Annotated in this window: 14 protein-coding genes; 4 read left to right on the top strand and 10 right to left on the bottom strand. The window is 70.3% G+C overall.

Annotation, left to right across the window (positions count from 1 at the left end; translation table 11 throughout):
- Positions 1-12 precede the first annotated feature (12 nt).
- From ACIOGX_RS04780 to ACIOGX_RS04760, 5 genes are all read right to left on the bottom strand, one after another.
- Positions 13-801 carry a class I SAM-dependent methyltransferase gene (locus ACIOGX_RS04780; RefSeq protein WP_401759908.1) on the bottom strand — a complete coding sequence of 263 codons (789 nt, stop codon included), beginning with the start codon at positions 799-801 and terminating at the stop codon, positions 13-15.
- Positions 798-1,430: a DUF2064 domain-containing protein gene (locus ACIOGX_RS04775; RefSeq protein WP_401910295.1), complete on the bottom strand. Its 633-nt coding sequence runs from the start codon at positions 1,428-1,430 to the stop codon at positions 798-800. Before ACIOGX_RS04775 ends, ACIOGX_RS04780 begins: the two co-directional genes overlap by 4 nt.
- Positions 1,427-2,170: a glycosyltransferase family 2 protein gene (locus ACIOGX_RS04770; RefSeq protein ID WP_401910293.1), complete on the bottom strand. Its 744-nt coding sequence runs from the start codon at positions 2,168-2,170 to the stop codon at positions 1,427-1,429. The genes ACIOGX_RS04775 and ACIOGX_RS04770 overlap by 4 nt, the downstream gene beginning before the upstream one ends.
- Before the next feature lie 217 nt (positions 2,171-2,387).
- Complete coding sequence (locus tag ACIOGX_RS04765; RefSeq protein ID WP_401759902.1) at positions 2,388-3,449, bottom strand: NAD-dependent epimerase/dehydratase family protein; 1,062 nt, start codon at positions 3,447-3,449, stop codon at positions 2,388-2,390.
- 104 nt (positions 3,450-3,553) lie between these two features.
- Positions 3,554-4,624 (bottom strand): ATP-dependent DNA ligase, encoded by a 1,071-nt coding sequence (locus ACIOGX_RS04760; RefSeq protein WP_401910289.1) that lies wholly within the window; start codon positions 4,622-4,624, stop codon positions 3,554-3,556.
- A gap of 74 nt (positions 4,625-4,698) precedes the next feature.
- Here ACIOGX_RS04760 and ligD point away from each other — a divergent pair, with 74 nt between their 5' ends.
- The gene (gene ligD / locus ACIOGX_RS04755) at positions 4,699-5,712 is read left to right on the top strand and encodes a non-homologous end-joining DNA ligase (RefSeq protein ID WP_356510896.1); all 1,014 of its coding nucleotides are present in this window, start codon (positions 4,699-4,701) and stop codon (positions 5,710-5,712) included.
- A 59-nt stretch (positions 5,713-5,771) separates the two neighbouring features.
- Here ligD and ACIOGX_RS04750 read toward each other — a convergent pair whose 3' ends face one another.
- Together ACIOGX_RS04750 and ACIOGX_RS04745 are read right to left on the bottom strand one after the other, a co-directional pair.
- Positions 5,772-8,003 carry an OmpL47-type beta-barrel domain-containing protein gene (locus ACIOGX_RS04750; protein WP_356510894.1) on the bottom strand — a complete coding sequence of 744 codons (2,232 nt, stop codon included), beginning with the start codon at positions 8,001-8,003 and terminating at the stop codon, positions 5,772-5,774.
- Entirely contained in the window at positions 8,000-10,480 is a 2,481-nt protein-coding gene (locus ACIOGX_RS04745; protein ID WP_401759895.1) for a ThuA domain-containing protein, read from the bottom strand. Before ACIOGX_RS04745 ends, ACIOGX_RS04750 begins: the two co-directional genes overlap by 4 nt.
- A 203-nt stretch (positions 10,481-10,683) precedes the next feature.
- On the opposite strand from ACIOGX_RS04745, the gene ACIOGX_RS04740 reads away from it, so the two are divergent.
- Complete coding sequence (locus ACIOGX_RS04740) at positions 10,684-11,730, top strand: multicopper oxidase domain-containing protein (protein ID WP_383965349.1); 1,047 nt, start codon at positions 10,684-10,686, stop codon at positions 11,728-11,730.
- A gap of 2,467 nt (positions 11,731-14,197) precedes the next feature.
- Here the strand turns inward: ACIOGX_RS04740 and ACIOGX_RS04735 are convergent.
- Positions 14,198-14,575, bottom strand: coding sequence for a nuclear transport factor 2 family protein (locus ACIOGX_RS04735; RefSeq protein ID WP_024757633.1), 378 nt, complete (start codon positions 14,573-14,575; stop codon positions 14,198-14,200).
- 177 nt (positions 14,576-14,752) lie between these two features.
- Positions 14,753-16,972, bottom strand: coding sequence for a DEAD/DEAH box helicase (locus ACIOGX_RS04730; protein ID WP_401910284.1), 2,220 nt, complete (start codon positions 16,970-16,972; stop codon positions 14,753-14,755).
- Positions 16,973-17,254: 282 nt separating this feature from the next.
- On the opposite strand from ACIOGX_RS04730, the gene ACIOGX_RS04725 reads away from it, so the two are divergent.
- Positions 17,255-18,052 (top strand): VOC family protein, encoded by a 798-nt coding sequence (locus ACIOGX_RS04725; protein ID WP_383965090.1) that lies wholly within the window; start codon positions 17,255-17,257, stop codon positions 18,050-18,052.
- A 107-nt stretch (positions 18,053-18,159) separates the two neighbouring features.
- Positions 18,160-18,447 carry a WhiB family transcriptional regulator gene (locus tag ACIOGX_RS04720; RefSeq protein ID WP_129772389.1) on the top strand — a complete coding sequence of 96 codons (288 nt, stop codon included), beginning with the start codon at positions 18,160-18,162 and terminating at the stop codon, positions 18,445-18,447.
- A 300-nt stretch (positions 18,448-18,747) separates the two neighbouring features.
- Here ACIOGX_RS04720 and ACIOGX_RS04715 read toward each other — a convergent pair whose 3' ends face one another.
- Entirely contained in the window at positions 18,748-19,722 is a 975-nt protein-coding gene (locus ACIOGX_RS04715) for an acyl-ACP desaturase (protein WP_356510884.1), read from the bottom strand.
- Positions 19,723-19,854: the final 132 nt, after the last annotated feature.

Below are 19,854 nucleotides of genomic sequence, written 5' to 3'. Positions count from 1 at the left end.
CCTGGGAACGGCCTAAGGGGTGTGCGCCGTGTGCGCGGCGCCATGGTCCGGACGTTGCAGTGTGACGAAGCGGCGGCCCGCCGCCGTCCACTGCTCGGCCGGGACCCAGCCCGTGGCGCGGGCGTGCCGTATGAGCGCGCGGGAGCCGACCCGGGCCCACGAGAACGCCTCGCCCGGGGCGCCGTTGCCGTTGTCGACCCGTACCCGCACGCGCTCGTCCAGCTCGGCGTCCATCCCGGCCGCGGCCGTCTCGACGATCAGCGAACCGGCCCTGCCGACCACCCCCGCGAGCCGGGAGAGCAGCGCCAACGGGTCCCCGCCGATACCGATGTTGCCGTCCATGAGCAGCGCGGTGTGCCAGCCGCCCTCGCGCGGCAGCGGATCGAACACCGACCGCACCAGCGCGCTGCCGCCCGCGCGCACGGCGTGCGCCACGGCCGCCGGACTGATGTCGATGCCCAGGGAGGGACGGCCCCGTGACGCCAGCGCCGCCACGAGCCTGCCGGGGCCGCAGCCGATGTCGAGCACGGTGCCCCGGCAGCGTTCGAGCACCGTCAGATCCGCGCTGTCGGGCTCCGCGCACCAGCGCTCCACGTCCAGCGGCAGCAGCCAGCCGTCGGCGCGGCGCAGGAAGAGCGGCCCGCGGCCGGTGCGCAGCGCGTCGGTGTACGGGTCCGCCTGCCAGGGAGCCGTACGGCGCTGCCGCAGGGCACCCGCCGCGGACGGCCGGACCGGGCCCGGGGCGTGGGCATGGCTGTGGGGCGGAGTGTGGGACTGGGCGGTGGTCTCGGCGGTGGTCATCGCGCCCCGGCCCCGGCGAGCCGGCCGAGAGCCGCCGCGAACCGGCTGTCCGGTGCCTCGGCGGCGACCAGCGTGGCGTCCCGCGCGGTGTCGACATCGCGCAGCGGCGGCAGATCCCGTACGGAGAGTCCCGCGTCCTGCAGCCGCGCGCGCTGTACGGCCCCGGTCTCGGGCACCGACATCGGTACGCCCAGCAGCAGCGCGGGATCCGGCGCGGCGAGGCCGAGCGCCCAGAACCCGCCGTCCAGAGCGGGCCCGAACCACGCGTCACAGCCCTGCCACGCGTCGGCCGCGAGCGCGGGGGCCAGCAGCTGCGGGGTGAGCTGCGGGGTGTCCATCCCGACGAGCAGGGCGGGCCCCGTACAGAGTCCGAAGGCGGCGGCCAGCCGCTCGTCCAGGCCGCCGCCCGACTGCGGTATGACCTCGATCCCGGCTGGCAGCCAGCCTCCCGGAACACCGTCCAGGACGAGCAGCCGCCGTCGTACGGGCGCGGCCAGGACCGCCGCGAGCGTGTCGCACAGCGCCGCCTCCGCGAGCAGGGCGGCCTCCTCCGGCCGGAAGGGGGGTGTGAGCCGCGTCTTGACGCGCCCGGCCACGGGCGCCTTCGCCAGCACGAGGAGAGTCGTCATCGGACACCCGCCCGGCTCGTCCCGCCGCGCCCGGCGCGCGGTCCGTCCGTCGCCCGTCCGGCCGGCGGCTCCGCCAGCACCCCGCGCATGTCGTGCACCGCCTGCCAGGTGCCGCGCCATGTGCCGGTCACCTTCGACCTGCCGGTGCGCGGCAGATACGGCACGTCACGTTCCATCACCCGCCAGCCCGCGTCGGACGCCCGTACGACCATCTGGAGCGGGTAGCCGCTGCGGCGGTCCGTGAGACCGAGTCCGAGCAGCGCCTCGCGGCGCGCCGCGCGCAGGGGGCCGAGGTCCCGCAGCCGCAGACCCGTTCTGCGGCGCAGCATCCGGGACAGCGCCAGATTCCCGGCCCGCGCGTGGGCGGGCCAGGCTCCGCCTGTCTGCGGCCGGCGGCGGCCCAGCACCAGATCGGCCCGGCCCGCCGCGATCTCCGCCACGAAGGCGGGGAGCAGGCCGGGGTCGAGGGAGGCGTCGCAGTCGCAGAAGCAGACGAACTCCGCCTCGGCCGCGAGCAGCCCGGCGTGACAGGCGGCCCCGAAGCCGCGCCGCGGTTCGTGCACCACCGTCGCGCCCAGACCGGCGGCGATCTCCGCCGAGCCGTCGGCCGAGCCGTTGTCGACGACGATCGCGCGCCAGCCGTCCGGCATGTGCTCAAGCACCCAGGGGAGGGCGAGGGCCTCGTCGAGGCAGGGGAGTACGACGTCAACCGTCGTGGGTTCGGAGGGGGTCACGTCCATCACCGTATGAATTCGGGAACCGACAAAAGGGATGTGAGGCCTTACGAAACACGGACATCCACGGGGCGGCGACCGGCCCCGGGCCGTTCGGGTCACAACGCTCCGCGCGGACCGCGCCGGGACCGCCGGGACCGCACGGGGACCGCCGGGACCGCACCGGGTCGCCAAGGGACCGGCCCGGGGCGCCGTACCGCGCCGGGCCGTGCGTACACGGCGGTCAGCGGACCGCGGCCGCCCGCTGGCCCGCCGCGGCGAACTCCGCCATGCCCTCGGCGAATCCGACCGACGGCCGCCAGCCCAGCTCCGCCCTGAGCCGCTCCGACGACGCCGTGATGTGCCGGACGTCGCCGAGCCGGTACTCCCCGGTGACCACCGGCCCGGGGCCGCCGTGCGCCGCCGCCAGTGCCCCGGCCATCTCGCCGACCGTGTGCGGCTCCCCGCTGCCCGTGTTGAATGCGCTGAGCGTGCCGGGCTCCCGGATCCGTACGGCACTCAGCGCCAGCGCGTTCGCCGCCGCCACGTCCCGTACATGGACGAAGTCCCGGCGCTGCCCGCCGTCCTCGAAGACCCGCGGCGCCTCGCCCCGCGCGAGCGAGGAGCGGAAGAACGAGGCGACCCCCGCGTACGGGGTGTCGCGCGGCATCCCCGGCCCGTACACATTGTGGTAGCGCAGCGAGACGGCCCGGCCGCCGGTGGCCCGCGCCCAGGCCGCCGCCAGGTGCTCCTGGGCCAGCTTCGTCGCCGCGTACACATTGCGCGGATCCGTGGCCGCGTCCTCGCCGATCAGCCCCGGCGTCAACTCCGCGCCGCAGGAAGGGCAGCCGGGTTCGAAGCGCCCGGCGTCCAGGTCCGCCACGTTCCGCGGACCCGGCGCGACTCGGCCGTGCCGGGGGCAGTCGTAGCGGCCCTCGCCGTAGACGACCATCGACCCGGCCAGCACCAGATCCCGGACACCCGCCTCCGCCATGGCCGCGAGCAGTACGGACGTGCCCAGATCGTTGCAGCTCACATACGCGGGGGCGTCCGCGAAGTCCTTGCCGAGCCCGACCATCGCGGCCTGGTGGCACACCGCGTCCACACCACGCAGGGCACCGGCGAGGGCCGTCCCGTCCCGTACGTCGGCCTGGATCCACTCCGCCTCCGGTGGACGCGACGGTGGGACGGGGTGCGCCGAGGGCAGCAGGGCGTCCAGGACGACGGGCTGATGGCCGAAGGAGCCGAGGGCGGAGACGATGTGCGAGCCGATGAAGCCCGCGCCTCCGGTGACGAGTACACGCATGCCGGGGACGCTATGCGCCGCCCGGCCGCCACGCGCGGTCACGCGCCGGGGCGTCACAGGTCCGTAAGATCGCGGCGCTCGTACGGCCGACCGCGCCCGTGCGCTCAGTGGCCGGGCGCCCGCAGCACCTCCGCCAGGTCGTACCGCACGGGCTCCTCCAGCTGCGCGTAGGTACAGCTCGCCGGCGTACGGTCGGGCCGCCAGCGGCGGAACTGCGCCGTGTGCCGGAACCGGTCGCCCTCCATATGGTCGTACGCGACCTCGCACACCCGCTCCGGCCGCAGCGGAAGCCAGGACAGATCCTTCGTACCGGACCAGCGGCTCGGCGCGCCCGGCAGCCGGGCGCTCTCGTGCGCGGACTCCTCCGCCCACGCGGCCCACGGATGGCCCTCCGCCGACTCCATGCGCAGCGGCGCCAGTTCCTCGACCAGCTCCGCCCGGCGCTTCATCGGGAATGCCGCGCACACCCCGACATGCTGGAGCGCGCCCGCGGAGTCGTACAGCCCCAGGAGCAGCGAGCCCACCACGGGACCGCTCTTGTGATGGCGGTATCCGGCGACGACCACGTCCGCCGTCCGCTCGTGCTTGATCTTGTACATGGACCGGGTGTCGGGCCGGTACGGCAGATCGAGGGGTTTGGCGATCACCCCGTCGAGACCGGCGCCCTCGTACCGCTCGAACCACTCCCGGGCCACCTCGATATCGCTCGTTGCGGGCGCCAGATACACCGGCGGACGCAGCGCCGCGAAGGCGGCCTCCAGCGCCTCCCTGCGCCGCGCCTGGGCGATGGCGAGCAGCGAGGTGTCCCCGAGGGCCAGCAGATCGAAGATCACGAAGCTCGCCGGGGTCCGCTCGGCGAGCAGGTCCACCCGGGACTTCGCCGGATGGATGCGTTCGGTCAGCCGGTCGAAGTCCAGCCGGTCCTCATGGACGATCACGATCTCGCCGTCCACCACACAGCGTCCGGGCAGCTCGGCGCGCAGGGCCGTGACCAGCTCGGGGAAGTACCGCGTCAGCGGCTTCCCGGTCCTGCTGCCGATCACCACCTCGTCGCCGTCCCGGTGGACGATCGCCCGGAAGCCGTCCCACTTGGCCTCGTACTGCATCCCCGGCGGGATACGCGCCACGGACTTGGCGAGCATGGGTTTCACGGGAGGCATCACCGGCAGATCCATGCCCCGATTGTGCTCGGGAACAGCGGCCTCCGCCCGATATGCGCTCCGCGCGGGCCCGGCCTACCGTGGCGCACATGGGTGCAGCGGTGGAGCTGGAAGCGGGCGGCAGGGCCGTACGGCTGTCCAGCCCTGACAAGATCTACTTTCCCGAGCGCGGTTTCACCAAGCTGGATGTCGCGCGGTACTTCCTCGCCGTCGGGCCGGGCATCCTGCGCGCCCTGCGCGACCGGCCCACCACCCTGGAACGCTTCCCCGAGGGAGTCGACGGCGAGTCCTTCTTCCAGAAGCGCGCCCCCAAGAACCTGCCCGACTGGATCCCCACCGCCCGTATCGACTTCCCCAGCGGCCGGTCGGCCGACGAGATCTGCCCGACGGAGGTCGCCGCCGTCCTCTGGGCGGCGAACCTCGGCTGTCTCACCTTCCACCCCTGGCCGGTGCGCAAGGGCCGCACCGACCACCCCGACGAGCTGCGCATCGACCTCGACCCGCAGCCCGGCACGGACTTCAAGGACGCGGTCGCGGCGGCCCACGAACTCCACGCGTTCCTGGACGAGCAGGGGCTGCACGGCTGGCCCAAGACCTCCGGCGGACGCGGCCTCCATGTGTTCGTACCGATCGAGCCGCGCTGGACCTTCACCGAGGTGCGCCGGTGCGCCATCACCATCGGTCATGAACTGGAACGGCGGATGCCGGGCCGGGTGACCACCGCGTGGTGGAAGGAGGAGCGCGGCCGGCGGATCTTCGTCGACTACAACCAGACCGCCCGCGACCGCACCATCGCGTCCGCCTACTCCGTACGCCCCAAGCCGCACGCCCCGGTCTCCGCGCCGCTGCGCTGGGCCGAGCTGGACGACGTCGCCCCGCGCGACTTCGATCTGGCGACGATGCCCGTGCGCTTCACCGAAGTGGGCGATCTGCACGCCGAGATGGCCGACCGGCCGGACAGCCTGGAAGGGCTGCTGGAGCTGGCCGACCGGTACGAACGCGACCACGGTCTCGGGGACATGCCGTACCCGCCGGACTACCCGAAGATGCCGGGGGAGCCGAAGCGGGTCCAGCCGAGCCGGGCCAGGAAAGAGGAACCGTAGACGCGGATGTGCCCCCTCTCGCCGGAGAGGGGGCACATCCATGGTGATGGTTCCGCGGCCTACAGCTCCTGGATGCGGATGTTGCGGTACGAGATCACGTCCGTGGTGCCGTGGACCTGGAGCCCGACATAACCGGTGGCGTACCGCCGGCCGTCCGTGCCGGGGTCTCCGCCACGCTCCGGGTAGAAGGTCTGCCCGCCCACGTTGTCGAACTCATTGATCACGACACCGTTGCGCAGGATCGTGAAGTGCTGGTCGACCACGCGGATCTCGTAGTCGTTCCAGGTGCCCTTCGGTGTGACTCCCGCGCCGCCCAGACCCACGCGGTCGAAGCCGTAGACCGAGCCGGTTTTGTACATGTCGCCGTCGGGCCTGTCGAGGATCTGGATCTCGTGGCCGTAGTTGATGGCGACCCACTCCGGCCGGGACTCCTCCGGGTGGTCATGGACATTCGGGAAGCGGACGAAGACACCGCCGTTGGCGTTGCCGTTGCCCGGGGCGTCGTCGCGGAACTGGAGCTTCAGCGAGAAGTCGCCGTACTTGCGCTCCGGGAACCACAGCATGCCCATGCCCTCGACCGTGGTGCTGCTGGTGATGGCACCGTCGCCGGAGAGCGCGAACTTACCGCCGCCGACCTGCTCCCACTTGGCGAGGGACGCCGCCGTGCCGTCGAAGAGATCGCGGTAGCCCTCGGTCTGTCCGGGCTTGCCGATCTTGGACTGCTTGGCGGCCTTGGTGATCTTGTTGAACTCGCGCTGGTCGATGACGTTGTCGGCCAGCAGCTTGTCCAGCACCGAGTCGACGTGCTTGAGGAAGAGCGCCTGCGAGCTCCAGTCCTTCTCGTCCTCGATCAGCTCGTTGATCGTGCACCGGCTACGGGTCAGCCGGTTCGGCACACCCGTGTCGACCGCACCGACGATGACCGTCAACCGCTCGTCGAACTCGGGGCAGTTGGGCGCCGGAACGCCGCCGCCCTGCGCGATGGTGAACGACACCTGCTGGGCCTGCGCGGTGTTGCCCGCCTTGTCGGTCGCCCGGTACGCGAGGACGTGGTAGCCGACCTGGTCGACGATCACGGGCGTCGTGTACGCGAGATACGGGCCGCCGTCGAGGGAGTACTCGACCTTGTCCACCCCGGAGTCCGCGTCGGTCGCGGTGACGGTCACCTTGGCGCTGGTGATGAACGCGCCGTTGGAGTTCTTGTCACCGGTCACGACCGCCCCGGTCACCGGCGCGGTGGTGTCCTGCGCCGGCGCCTCCACGACGGTGAAGTCGACGGACTTCTCGGCCGCCGCGTTGCCCGCCTTGTCGGTCGCGCGGTAGCGGACCTTGTGGGTACCGGTCTCGTGCACCATCACCGGCGCGGTGTACCGCTGCCAGGCGCCGTCCGCCCCGAGCGCGTACTCGATGGTGTTCACGCCCGAGCCGGTGTCCGAGGCGGTGACGGTGACCGTGGCCATCGTCAGATAGTTGCCCGCCTCGTCCTTCTCGCCGCTCACGGTCGCCGAGGTCTCCGGCGGGGCCGTGTCGTCGGTCGGCGGGACGACGACCTTGAAGGAGACGGACTTCTCCGCCGCCACGTTCCCCGACTGGTCGGTGGCCCGGTATCTGATCGTGTGGTCACCGACCTGGTCGATCACCACCGGCGCGGTGTACGGCTGCCACGGCCCGTCGGCGCCGACCGCGTACTCGGTCGTCGCCACCCCGGAGCCGGCGTCGGTCGCCGTCACCGAGACGGTCGCGGAACCGACGTACGCGCCGTCGGCGTTCTGCTGCCCCTCCACCTTGGCGGCGGTCTCGGGAGCCGTGGTGTCCCCGGGACCGACCTCGGTCACGGTGAGCACCCCGGTCATCTGACCGTGCCCCGGGATGGAGCAGTGGAAGCGGTACTTGCCCGGCGTCAGGTTGACCTCGGCGGTGTACTTGCCGCCGTTGGCGTCACCGGGGTTGGCTAGGATGTTCAGCTGGACGTCGTTGTTGTACTCGGGATCCGACACGTCGAAGGTCAGCGTGTGCGGCATCCCGGTGGTGTTGCCGGTGGCCGTGCTGTTCTCGAAGACGATCGTGGTCGGCCCGGCCAGCGCGGTGGTCGGGAAGGACAGGTACTTGTCGATGGGGTCGCCGGCCGTCCAGGTCAGCACCTGGGCCGCGGCCGCCTTCCCGCCGTCCGTGCGGTCGTCGGTACGCCCGTACGCCGCCGTCGAGGTCAGCCCGAGCACCATCAGGAACGCGCCCACCAGGGCCGTCCACAGGCGTAGAGGCCGGTGCCTCAGGAGAGATCGGTGTCTCACTGCGCCGCCTTCCTGACCAGGTTGTCGGCGGCCGGTGTCGCCGCGCCGCCCTTGTACGTCACGCGCCACAGCGCGGACTGGTTGTCCGAGGTGAAGAAGCCCCGCCCGTAGTCGAGGACATAGAGCGAGCCGTCCGGGGCGAACTTCCAGTCCATCAGGTTGCGGATACCGCCCTGACCGACCGGAATGATCTTCTTCAGCGACTCCGCGGTGACGGGCAGACCGCCCTTGCCGACGGTCTTCGGGTCCGTCACCACCGCGTGGCGCGGGCTGTCCGCGGCGTCGTAGAAGTCACCCACGAACCACTTGCCGTCCCAGTACTCCGGCCACTTCTCGGTGCTGGCGCTCTGCGCGTCGTACCGGTAGAGCGGGCCGTTCATGGTGGCCTGGCCGCCGCCCTTGAGCCACGGCAGGAGGTACTTGGCCTCGTCCGCCTTGTAGCTGGGCACGCCGTTGGCGTCGCGCGGGTAGTCCGGGGCACCGCCCTGGGGCGAGTACCAGATGGTGTTGCCCGTGACGGGAGGCAGGTTCACCAGGCCGTCGTTGTTGGGCGACTCGTTCTTCGGCGCGGCACAGTTGTACCAGCCGAGCGGCTTGGTCGGGTCGGGCAGATTACGGTCCCGGTAGGGCTGGTTGTTGCCCATGCAGAACGGCCAGCCGTGGTTGCCCGCCTTGGTGATCGCGGCGAAGGTGTCGTACTTCGCCGGGCCCCAGACGGTGGACGGCGAACCGGCGTCCGGGCCGACCCAGCCCGCGTACAGAGTGTCGGTCTTCTTGTCGATGGAGATACGCGCCGGGTTGCGCACGCCCATCACATAGATCTCGCCGCGGGTCTTGCCGCCGCCCTCGGCCTCCTCCTTGCCCGTGAAGAGGTTCCCCTCGGGCAGGGTGTACGTGCCGTCGGACTCCGGGTGGATACGGAGGATCTTGCCGTTCAGGTTGTTGGTGTTGCCCGCGGTGCGGCGCGCGTCCGCGAAGGAGACACCCTTGTAGTTCGGCTGCGGGTTGTTGCCCGAGTAACCGTCGCTGAATCCGGACGAGTTGTTGTCGCCGGTCGCGATGTAGAGGTTGCCCTTCGAGTCCCAGGCCATGCCGCCGCCGGCGTGGCAGCAGCTGTTCACCTGCACCGGCCACTTCAGCAGGACCTTCTCGGAGGCGAGGTCCAGCTTGTTGGTCGCCAGGTCCAGCTTGAAGCGGGAGACGCGGCGTTCCGCCATCCGGGTGTCACGGTTGAGCTGGGAGTGCGGGGTGTAGTGCAGATACACGAAGCCGTTGGTCTCGAAGGCGGGGTCCAGCTCGATACCGAGCAGCCCCTCCTCGACCTTGATCAGCTCGTCGCCGCCGCCCTTGTTGCCGAAGATCGTCAGCGCGCCCGCGAGCGTCACCTTCTTCGTCTTCGGGTCATAGACATGGATCTGGCCCAGACCCTTGCCGATGTTCGGGTCGGCCCAGTCGGTCACCACGGGGGCGCTGTTGTCGCCACCGCCGCGGCCGATGTACAGAACACGGCCGTCGGGCGCCACGACCATGCCGTGCGGCTCGCCGATCTGGTCCTGCTGGCCCGCCTGGTTCGGCTGAGTGACGCGCTCCGCCTTGTAGTTGGAGTCGATCGTCGCCTTGCAGTCGGCGGGGGAGATACGGGTGGTCCACTGGAGCGCGCCGCGCAGATGGGCGCGGAAGTCGGTTTCGGCGTACGAGTCGGCCGTGCCGCCCATGCCGGTGTAGAAGGACCGGCCGCCGTCGTAGTCACGGCACCAGGAGATCGGGTGGTCGGTGCCGTTGGCACCCGTGCCGGGCTTGTAGCTGGCCTCCCTGACGCGGGCGACCGTATGCACCTTGCCGGTCGGGTTGGTGGCCCAGTTGAGCCACTTGTCCGGCCGCTTCCACTCCAGCGGCAGACTCTTGGTGGCCGGGTTGACGCGGTCGCCGACCTCGACCGTCGCGCGCTGGACGGTGGTGGGGCTGGTCGCGGGACGCGCTCCGATCAGCCCGGTGAACCAGTCGGAATACGGCTCCGTACGGGCCGCGTCATGGATACCGAGGAAGCCGCCGCCGGCCTCCACATAGGCTTCGAGGCCCGCCTCCTGCTCGGGATCGAGCACATCGCCGCCGCCCGTGAGGAAGACGACCGCGTTGAACTTGCCGAGCCTCGTGGCGTTCGTGAAGACCGAACCGTCGTCCGTGGCCTCGGTCTTGAAGCGTCCGGCCGCGGGTCCGGAGAGACCGATCGCCTCGATCGCCTCGATACCGGCGTTGACGACCGGCGACTCCTCGGTGGCCGAGGCGTGGAAGACAAGGACCTTGACATTCTCGCCGCCGGGCGGCGACGGAAGGGACAACGTTGTCGACGGCGGCTCCGGGTACGGCTTGGCCGTGGCGGCGGTACCGCCGAGCAGAGACGCCGCCATGGTGCCGGCCACCAGGGCCGCGGCCATTCCGCGCCTGGATCTCGACCGGTGACGTGGTGCGCGCTGCATGTGTTCACCCACCCCTCTTTGGTCACAGCAACAGCGCCTGAAGCTAGACCTCTTTCGTCAGTTCGCCAATAGGTACGACCGCAATCCCACCAACTTTGTCCTGAGTGTGGATAAACGAAGATCCCTGGTCTACCGTGTGGCCGTCCCCGGGGCCTCATGTGCCCCGTAAATATCCGTACGGCACTGGGGAGTTCGGTATGGCCATGGACAGACGGAGCTTCAATCGACGCCTGCTGGCGGGAGGTGCGGTCGCCGCGACAGGGGTGACATCGTTGTCGGTCGCCTCGGCCCCCGCGGCCACCTCGGCCCCCGCGGCGGTGACTCCGCCCAGAACCGCACCGGCGGGCGGTCAGGTGCGCCATCTCAAGCTCTACGCCGAGACCTTGCCGAACGGTCAGATGGGCTACGGCCTGGAGAAGGGCAAGGCGAGCATCCCGGGACCGCTGATCGAGATCACGGAAGGGGACACCCTCCACATCGAGTTCGAGAACACCACGGACGTGGCGGCCAGTCTCCATGTCCACGGTGTGGACTACGACATCGCCAGCGACGGCACCAGGATGTCCAAGAGTCATGTGGAGCCCGGTGGTACGCGTACGTACACCTGGCGCACCCATACACCCGGCAAGCGCGCGGACGGCACCTACCGGCCGGGCAGCGCGGGGTACTGGCACTACCACGACCATGTCGTCGGTACGGACCATGGCACGGGCGGCATCCGGAAGGGCCTCTACGGGCCGGTGATCGTCCGCAGGAAGGGCGACATCCTCCCGGACAAGCAGTTCACGATCGTCTTCAACGACATGACGATCAACAACAAGCCCGGCGCGGAGAGCCCCAACTTCGAGGCCACGGTGGGGGATCGTGTCGAGATCATCATGATCACGCACGGCGAGTTCTACCACACGTTCCATATCCACGGTCACCGCTGGGCGGACAACAGGACGGGCCTGCTCACCGGCCCCGACGACTCCAGCCGGGTGATCGACAACAAGATCACGGGCCCGGCGGACTCCTTCGGCTTCCAGATCATCGCGGGCGAACACGTGGGCGCGGGCGCCTGGATGTACCACTGCCATGTCCAGAGCCACTCGGACATGGGAATGGCCGGCCTGCTCCTGGTGGCGAAGGCGGACGGCACGATCCCGGGGTACGAGCCGCACCATCCGGAACACCCGATGGGGGCGGGGGATGCGAAGTCCGCGAAGGGGGCGGAGGACGCGAAGGGGGCGGAGCACTCGGGGCATTAGGGAGTGCGGGGGTGTGGGGTGGGGCGGCGTGGCGGGGCGGTGTGGCGGGGCCCGAGGGGGCAACTGCCGGTCAGGGCCGAGGGGTAGTCGGGCTCACCCGGAGGGTGTGGTGTCGGGTGGGGGGCCGCCCCTGAGGTTCAGTTTCGCGGTTGCGGGGTGGGTGTCAAGGGCGCTCCTGCGTCGCGTCGGCTGCGCCGATTCCGCTGCGCTCCACCCTGGACACCCACCCCTCCACCGCAAGTGCAGCTTTGAGGGGGGCGGCCCCGGGGGGAGGGTCCCCGGGGCCGCTCCCTTGTTCCGGGGGCCGGTTGCCGACCGCAGGTCGGTGGGCCCTGCGGGGCTGCGCACCAGTCGAATGGGGCGGCCCGGCACCGGCCCAGCGTCTTACCCCCATGGAGGGCCGGGATTCATGCCCCGCTGATGACGGTGTGTGGGTGGTGGGGCGGGTGTGACGGGGGAGGCGGTGAGTGGGCCCCTGAGCGGCCGTGATGTGTCGTGGAGCCAGGTTAACTGGCCGCAGGACGCATCACCGGTCCGAGGACCCTCCAAAAGGCTCACCAAACTGGGACATAGGGGCCAGGGTGTGGGTCTCGTCCGCCTCGGTCCACAGAAGCACCCGACAACGGACCCACACCAGCGGGGCATGAAGCCCAACTCCCCACCCACACGCGCTCGCTGAGCCGGTGTGCCGGGCCGCCCCACTCCACTGCTGCGCAGACCACCCGCCGAGCAGCGGTCGGCAATGGAGCCCGTCCAACACTCTGAGGCTTGCTCGGGTAACGGGACGTTTCCGCTGGTCACAAGAGGTGTCCCATGGCAACAGCCACACCGGTCAAGGCACGCAGGGAACCTTCGGTCCCTACCAGGACCATGAAGAAGACCTCCGAACGGGGAACAGCCCCCGTCCCGGGGTGGGCACGCAACGACGAGTGACCGGGTGCCCTTTGGTGCGCTGCCCATGGGTACAGGCGTGTTGCCTATCAGGTCGCTCGCGTTGATAGACCGACCAGGGGCGCACATGCGCTGTATCGACTGCACCGAGTCCGCGACGCACTGGGGCCGCTGCGAGGGGCACCATCGGGGCTACGAACGACACGCATCGGTGCGTACTCGGGGATTCGCCAGGCGGTGCTGGCCCGGGTGTTCTCGGGAGCCGCGCGGCTCCGTAGCGCTGGTCAGTGCCCGTGGTGGCGAGGACACGGACGAAAAAGCTCAACTGCTCAGTCATTGCTGTCACTTGACCAAGACCGACGAAGACTTCAGGGTGACCAAACCCCCGTTCTAAGTAGTGGCCGTTCACTCAGCATGGGCCAGGTGGTAAACGCCTCCCGCGACACCGGCCCCCGCCGCGAAGACAGACGGGTTACTAGGGACCATGCTCCGCACCCCCTTCCTGATGTGCTCCTTCACCCAACGGCGTGCCTTCTTGGAAAGGACGTGCCAGACGAGTTCGACCGCGTGCAGAACGAGCAAGAGGGCGGAGACCGTGACGGCCGGAATCGAACCGGCTGCCTGACCCCAAGCTGAACGAACGGACCAGCAGACAGTACAGAGAGCCCGGACACCGCCGCTCTAGACCGCCGTGACCGGCTCGTCCTGGTGCAGGAGGCGCGCGGTGTGTAGGTGTGCACTCTGCCCCGAGTAGGTGTGGGCGGTTCCCGCGCTGAACCGGGTGGTAGAGGCGGTTCGATTCCGTCCACCCCGCTCTATTGGGTCGTCCACCAGGCTGCCCCGCTGCTGATGACCGTGGCCAGCAGTGCCCATAGCCATGCGGGAATGCGCTCAATGGTCAGGCGAAGTCCGCCAACGCGGATTTCAAGGTGGGGGCGCGCGTTGCGCTGGTGCTCGCACCGGCCGGGCATGAGTGTCCTCCGTGGCTTCGCTGTTGGGATGTGCTGATGAACATCCCACCCGACGAGGAGGTCGGCGGGCTAGACAGCGCACCCTGGCGCGTCCTGGCGAATTTCTCTCTACCTGCTCAGTAGTGGTTACCGGTGAGTACAAAGCTGTACTGAACTGTTCGACGTTCCCCCCCACTTCACAGTTGCGCTCCCCCTGCTTGGAGGCGATCCCCCGTGCTGCGTAAGCCCGCCCCCGGGGCCGGCCCCCCTCGAAGCTGCACTTGCGGTGGAGGGGTGGGTGTCCAGGGTGGAGCGCAGCGGAATCGGCGTAGCCGACGCGACGAAGGAGCGCCCTTGACGCCCGGCCCGGAGCCGCGAAACTGAAATCTGAGGGGCGGCCCCCACCCGACACCCACACCCCCCGGCCCACCCCGACTACCTCTTGGTCGTGACCGGCAGTCGAAAACCTTCCCTCCACCAGCGGGGCACGAGTCCCAACTACCCACCCACACCTGCCCGCTGAACCGGGGCCGGGCCGCAGCGTTGTGAAGATGATCTCGGCTGGGCAGACCTGGAGCCCCGAACGGGGCCGGTTCAGGAGAAGGACGGCGCCAGAGGAGAATGACTCAGGAGGCGGACGGCTCGATCTCCCCCGCGAAGACGATGACCTGGTCGATGAGGCTCCGCCGCAGATGGACGACGTCCGTTCCCGCCAGGCGGGGGCCTCCGTCCGGCGTCGTGAAGACCCACTGGTACCGGGCCCACTCGTCCGGCATGTCCACCGCCGAACAGCGCACCATCGTGCCGGTCCCCGCGGGGTGGCGCCGGATGTCCAGCACGAACCGCTCGACCGCCTCGATCCCCTCACTGCGGCCCAACGGTCCCCAGAAGACCACGTCCGAGGTGAGGGCCTGGGAGAGCAGCGCAGTCACATAGCTGTCGTCCGAGGCGTTGAACGCGGAGATGAACGTGTCGATCGCGGACCGCGCGGTTTCTTCCTGCATGCACCAGTAATACCAGTTGCCTCGCGGACCGCGCTCGTCCCGTGAGCCGTCTCCCGACCACGGTGAACCATCCCGGTCACAGGACTAGCCCCCGGCCCACCCCGACTACCCCTCGGTCCTCACCCGCGCCGTGTCACCGCGTCGGCCGGGGCGGTGTTCACCGCCGGGGCGGTCGGGTCACCCCTCTTCCGCCAGCCGTTGCTGCTCCTCCTCCACGATCCTGCGTGCGAGGTCGCGGTCCGAGACGTCGATCGCGTCCGGTGCGGCGTCCGCCAGGTCGCTGCGTCGTGCGTACGCGTCGAACAGGCGGCTCTTGTTCGCGAGGATGTCCAGCAGGCGCTGGTCCACGCTGTCCACCGCGAGCAGTCGGTGGACCTGCACCGGGCGGACCTGGCCCATCCGGTGGGCGCGGGCCACCGCCTGATGTTCCAGGGTCGGTTTGACCTGTGGTTCGCAGAGGATGACCACCGACGCGGCCTGTAGATTGAGCCCGATCCCGCCCGCCTGGATCTGGCTCAGCAGCACGGCGTGGCCCGGGACCGCGGTGAAGCGGTCGACCATCCCCTGGCGGCGCGCCGCCGGAACGCTGCCGGAGAGCGGCCCGAACACCCCGTCGCCCAGGGCCTCTCGGACCGTGGCCAGCACCTCCTGGAAGTACGAGAAGACGACGACCTTCAGTTCGTTCCCGGCCGCCTCGGCCACCAGCTCCCGCAGACGCCCGAGTTTCGCCGAGGTCTCCGGGCGGGCGTAAGCGGCCCGGCGCATCCGCATGAAGTGGGCGGACGTCACGGCCTCCCGATAGGCCGCCAGATCCCCGGCGCTCAGCGCCTCCCACTCGTCGACCTGGACCAGCGCGGGCAGTTCGGCGAGGACGTCCCGCTGGTTACGGCGCAGATAGGCGGGGGCGACCGCGCGCCGGAAGGCGTCGGAGCCCGCGACCGCGTCGATCCCCGCGACATCCGGCGCCAGTTCGGGCCGGAGGCGCTGGACCAGGCTGCGGAACTCCGCGACCCGGTTCTCCATCGGCGTACCCGTCATGAACAGGACGTGTTCGGCCCGCGCCGTCCAGCCGGAGAGAGCGCGTGATCTGCGGGTGTCCGGGTTCTTCACATAGTGGGCCTCGTCGACGACCAGCATCCGCGGCTCCTGGGGCAGCGGCCTCACCTCCCCGGCCCGCGGCTCCGCGTCCCCGGCCAGTGGCAGCGTATGCAGGGAGTCGAAGGTGGTGACGGCGACGCCGCCCCGCTCACGCCACTCGGTGAACGCCTCCCGCCGCTCCGGACCGTGCACCGGGACCACCCGCAGTGTGCTCCGGGCGCGGATCTCCCGGGTCCAGTTGATCAGCACACTGCTGGGGCACACCACCATGAAGTGCGTACCGCCGCACGCCGCGAGATGCGCGAGCGCGGCGATGGCCTGCACCGTCTTGCCGAGCCCCATCTCGTCGCCGATGATCACCCGCCGCTGGCTCAGCGCGAAGCGTGCCCCGAACGACTGGTAGCCGCGCAGCGACACCCGCAGCCTGGTGTCGTCCAACTCCTGTGCCCGTACGCGCCCCGCGATCTCCGACGGCATGAATCCCTCGGCCGCGGCGGCATCAGGAACGCTGCCCGTCGTCTCCGCGAGCACGCTGTAGTACTCGGCCGAGCGCAGCTCGAAATCCACCCAGCACTCGACGTCCGACGCCGGCTCCCGCAGCAGATCCACCGAGATCTGCGCGAGCAGCAGCGGTACGTCCGCTTCCACGGCCTCGTCGAGCCGCTGCCGGATCCGGCCGACCGCGCCGAGAGCCCGCGCCCGCCGCTCCCGTCCCGCGAGCGCCATCCGCAGTCGGCCGCGGGCGGGTTCGGCCTCCGGCAGCAGGGCGCGCAGCTCCGTGGTGAGCCGCTCGGCGGAGTCACGGGCGCGCCGCAGCCCCGGTCCGGCCTCGACCAGCCGGTGCAGAGCGGTCACCAGCGCGGTGGTGCGCGGCTCGGGGCGGTCCATGTCGATACGTACGGAGACGGTCTCCCCGACCGCCTCGGCGATCCGGGTGGCGGCGGCCACCGCCTGGTCGGCGGTGTGCCCGCCGATACCGGGCAGTTGGCGCAGGGCGTGCCGGCCCGCCTCGTACACCTCGCCCACGTTCGTGAGACCGGCCTGTTCGAGAGCGCCGAGCCGTAACCGGCCGGAGGTTACGTCCTTCAGCCGGGAGACCGGGATGGCGGCGAGTTCCGCGCCCGTCAGCTCCCGCTGGAGCGGACGGTGGGCGTCCCGTATGGCGGTGATGGCGCGGTCGTGGTCGTCGAGCAGCCGCTGCGCGCTGTCGAGCAGCGACACCGCCGCGTCGAGCACGGCTCCGGCCCTTCGTCCCGCCACCACCGGAGCGCGTCCCGGCGCGGCCCCCGCACCTCTCATACGCCGCTCCACTCGACACCCGACCTGGACACCTGCCCCGGACAACCGATCCCGGACACCCGATCCCGGACATCTGCCCCCGGACAACCGATCCCGGACACCTGCCCCCGGACACCCGATCCCGGACACCCGGCGGACGCCGCTCCCGGCACCGGACTGACCCGCTCTGTCCGGATCCGACCGGCTCATATGCTCCCACGCGCGTCGGCCGCACATGCGACGGCACCGCGCCGGGAGCAGACTCGGAGGGGAGAGCTATGGGATCCCATGAAGGAGCGCGCCATGGTGAGCACCCCGTTTGTCACTGGTTCCCCGGTGTGGATCGACCTCGGCACCCCTGATCTCGACGGCGCGACCGCCTTCTACCGGGGCATATTCGGGTGGGATTTCGTTTCCGCCGGCCCGGATACGGGCGGCTACGGCCTGTTCCAGCTGAACGGCAGGACGGCGGCCGGTGTCATGCCCGTGGAACCCGGTCAGGCACCGCCTTCCTGGGCCCTGTACTTCCAAACACCCAACGCCGATGCCACGGCCGAGTCCGTCCGGCGGAGCGGAGGTTCCGTCGTCTTCGAGCCGATGGACGTGATGGACCTCGGCAGGATGGCGGTCTTCACCGATCCGTCGGGCGCGGGCTTCTCGGTCTGGCAGCCGGCCAGGAACAAGGGGCTGGACGCGGTCGGTGAGCCGGGCAGCCTCTGCTGGGGCGAGCTGTACACGCCGGACGAGGAGGCCGCGTACCGCTTCTACAACTCGGTCTTCGGCTGGGAGACCAAGAGCATGCCGATGCCGGACGGAAACAGCAGCTACCGGATGGTGAACCCGGCGGGCCAGGGTCCTGAGGGGATGTTCGGCGGCTTCGTGCCGGCCGGCACCGACCCGTCGGAATCCGACACGGGGCCGCACTGGCTCCTGTACTTTGCGGTCACGGACTGCGACGCTTCTGTGACGGCCGCGCGGAAACTGGGCGGTACGGTCCGGGTGGCGCCGACCGATATCGAGGGCGTCGGCCGGTTCGCGAAGCTCGCCGATCCCTCCGGGACACGGTTCGCGCTGATGCAGGGCGTGGACCAGGCCGGCTGACGGCGGCGCGGGGAGACCCCCGGTTCCGCGCCGGTCCTTCGACGGCCGGCCGCCACGTTGACCGTTCGTCAATCACCTGTTTATCGCGACCGGGCAATCTGTCCGGCATGCCGATCAACATCACCACCAGCACGACCGACACGACCGACCGCAGCGAGCATGAACTCTCCTGGCAGGAGAGCGCGTTGTGTGCCCAGACCGGGCCGGAATTCTTCTTCCCCGCCCCCGGCTCCTCCACCCGCGAGGCCAAGCGGCTCTGCGGTGCCTGTGAGGGACGGGTGGCCTGCCTCCAGTACGCACTCGCCCATGACGAGCGATTCGGCGTCTGGGGCGGTCTCTCGGAGAAGGAGCGACAGAACCTGCGTCGCGACTCGGCCGGCCTTCAGGCCGGCTGAACCGAGCGACGTGAACGGAGCCGCGCGAGCCGCGGGCGTGAACTGAGAGACGGGGACTGAGAGACGCGGACTGAGGGCGTGGAACGACGTTGGACTGAGGGCGTGGACTGCGTGCGCGTCCACTCAGCGCATCGCACGGCGTCCCGCTGCCGCGTCCCGCCGCGTCCCGCCTCCCAGCACATCTCGGTGCTCGTGAGCGGATCGTCGCCGCCGCCGGACATCCCGGCGACGGCGACGACAAGGGCAAGGGCAAGCCGGTACGGGGGCCGGCCGGCCCCCGTACCGGGGCCGGCCGGCCGATCAGCCCGCGGCGCGCGCCGCCATCCGTGCCTTGCGCGCGGCGAGCTTCTCGTCGAACTTGCTCGCCTCGCTGTCCAGGCCGCCCATGTACATGCCCAGCTCCTCCTGCGCCTTGAGCCCCTCGGGGCCGAGCCCGTCGATGTCCAGCACCTTCAGGAAGCGCAGCACCGGCTGGAGCACATCGTCGTGGTGGATCCGCATGTTGTAGATCTCGCCTATGGCCATCTGCGCGGCGGCGCGCTCGAAGCCGGGCATGCCGTGTCCGGGCATCCGGAAGTTCACGACGACATCGCGGACGGAGCACATGGTCAGATCCGGGGCGATCTCGAAGGCCGCGCCCAGCAGATTCCGGTAGAAGACCATGTGCAGGTTCTCGTCGGTGGCGATCCGCGCCAGCATGCGGTCGCAGACCGGGTCGCCCGACTGGTGTCCGGTGTTGCGGTGCGAGACCCGGGTCGCCAGCTCCTGGAAGGCGACATAGGCGACGGAGTGCAGCATGGAGTGGCGGTTGTCGGACTCGAAGCCCTCCGACATGTGTGCCATCCGGAACTGCTCCAGCTTGTCCGGGTCGACGGCCCGCGAGGTGAGCAGGTAGTCCCGCATCACGATGCCGTGCCTGCCCTCTTCCGCGGTCCAGCGGTGCACCCAGGTGCCCCAGGCGCCGTCGCGGCCGAAGAGGCTGGCGATCTCGTGGTGGTAGCTGGGGAGGTTGTCCTCGGTCAGCAGGTTGACCACGAGCGCGATCTTTCCTATGTCGGTGACCTTGGACTGCTCGGGGTCCCAGGCTTCGCCGTTCTCGAAGATGCCCGGGAAGTTGCGGCCGTCGGACCAGGGCACATACTCGTGCGGCATCCAGTCCTTGGCGACCTTGAGATGGCGGTTGAGCTCCTTCTCCACCACCTCTTCCAGCGCGTACAGCAGTCGGGCGTCGGTCCACGCGTCCGAACTGCCGAGGTGGGGAGAGGTGATCGACACGGGTACTCCAGGGGGGACGGGAGGTTTACCTACGGGTTCGTAGGTTACGACACCGTAGGTTAAGGCCGCAGTAAGCCGAAGGCCAAGCCCGGCTGCGTCGAACGTCCCTACGCCCTGTCATGCGTGCAGGTC

Origin of the sequence: Streptomyces sp. NPDC088147 (genome assembly GCF_044741565.1) — a bacterium.
In the GTDB taxonomy this organism is placed as follows: Bacteria; Actinomycetota; Actinomycetes; order Streptomycetales; family Streptomycetaceae; genus Streptomyces.
This window is presented reverse-complemented; position numbering and strand designations above follow the sequence as displayed.

Coding starts and splice junctions, on each gene's coding strand:
- ACIOGX_RS04780 (WP_401759908.1), bottom strand. CDS start 801: ATGACCACCGCCGAGACCACCGCCCAGTCCCACACTCCGCCCCACAGC.
- ACIOGX_RS04775 (WP_401910295.1), bottom strand. CDS start 1,430: ATGACGACTCTCCTCGTGCTGGCGAAGGCGCCCGTGGCCGGGCGCGTC.
- ACIOGX_RS04770 (WP_401910293.1), bottom strand. CDS start 2,170: ATGGACGTGACCCCCTCCGAACCCACGACGGTTGACGTCGTACTCCCC.
- ACIOGX_RS04765 (WP_401759902.1), bottom strand. CDS start 3,449: ATGCGTGTACTCGTCACCGGAGGCGCGGGCTTCATCGGCTCGCACATC.
- ACIOGX_RS04760 (WP_401910289.1), bottom strand. CDS start 4,624: ATGGATCTGCCGGTGATGCCTCCCGTGAAACCCATGCTCGCCAAGTCC.
- ligD (WP_356510896.1), top strand. CDS start 4,699: ATGGGTGCAGCGGTGGAGCTGGAAGCGGGCGGCAGGGCCGTACGGCTG.
- ACIOGX_RS04745 (WP_401759895.1), bottom strand. CDS start 10,480: ATGCAGCGCGCACCACGTCACCGGTCGAGATCCAGGCGCGGAATGGCC.
- ACIOGX_RS04740 (WP_383965349.1), top strand. CDS start 10,684: ATGGACAGACGGAGCTTCAATCGACGCCTGCTGGCGGGAGGTGCGGTC.
- ACIOGX_RS04735 (WP_024757633.1), bottom strand. CDS start 14,575: ATGCAGGAAGAAACCGCGCGGTCCGCGATCGACACGTTCATCTCCGCG.
- ACIOGX_RS04730 (WP_401910284.1), bottom strand. CDS start 16,972: ATGAGAGGTGCGGGGGCCGCGCCGGGACGCGCTCCGGTGGTGGCGGGA.
- ACIOGX_RS04725 (WP_383965090.1), top strand. CDS start 17,255: ATGGTGAGCACCCCGTTTGTCACTGGTTCCCCGGTGTGGATCGACCTC.
- ACIOGX_RS04720 (WP_129772389.1), top strand. CDS start 18,160: ATGCCGATCAACATCACCACCAGCACGACCGACACGACCGACCGCAGC.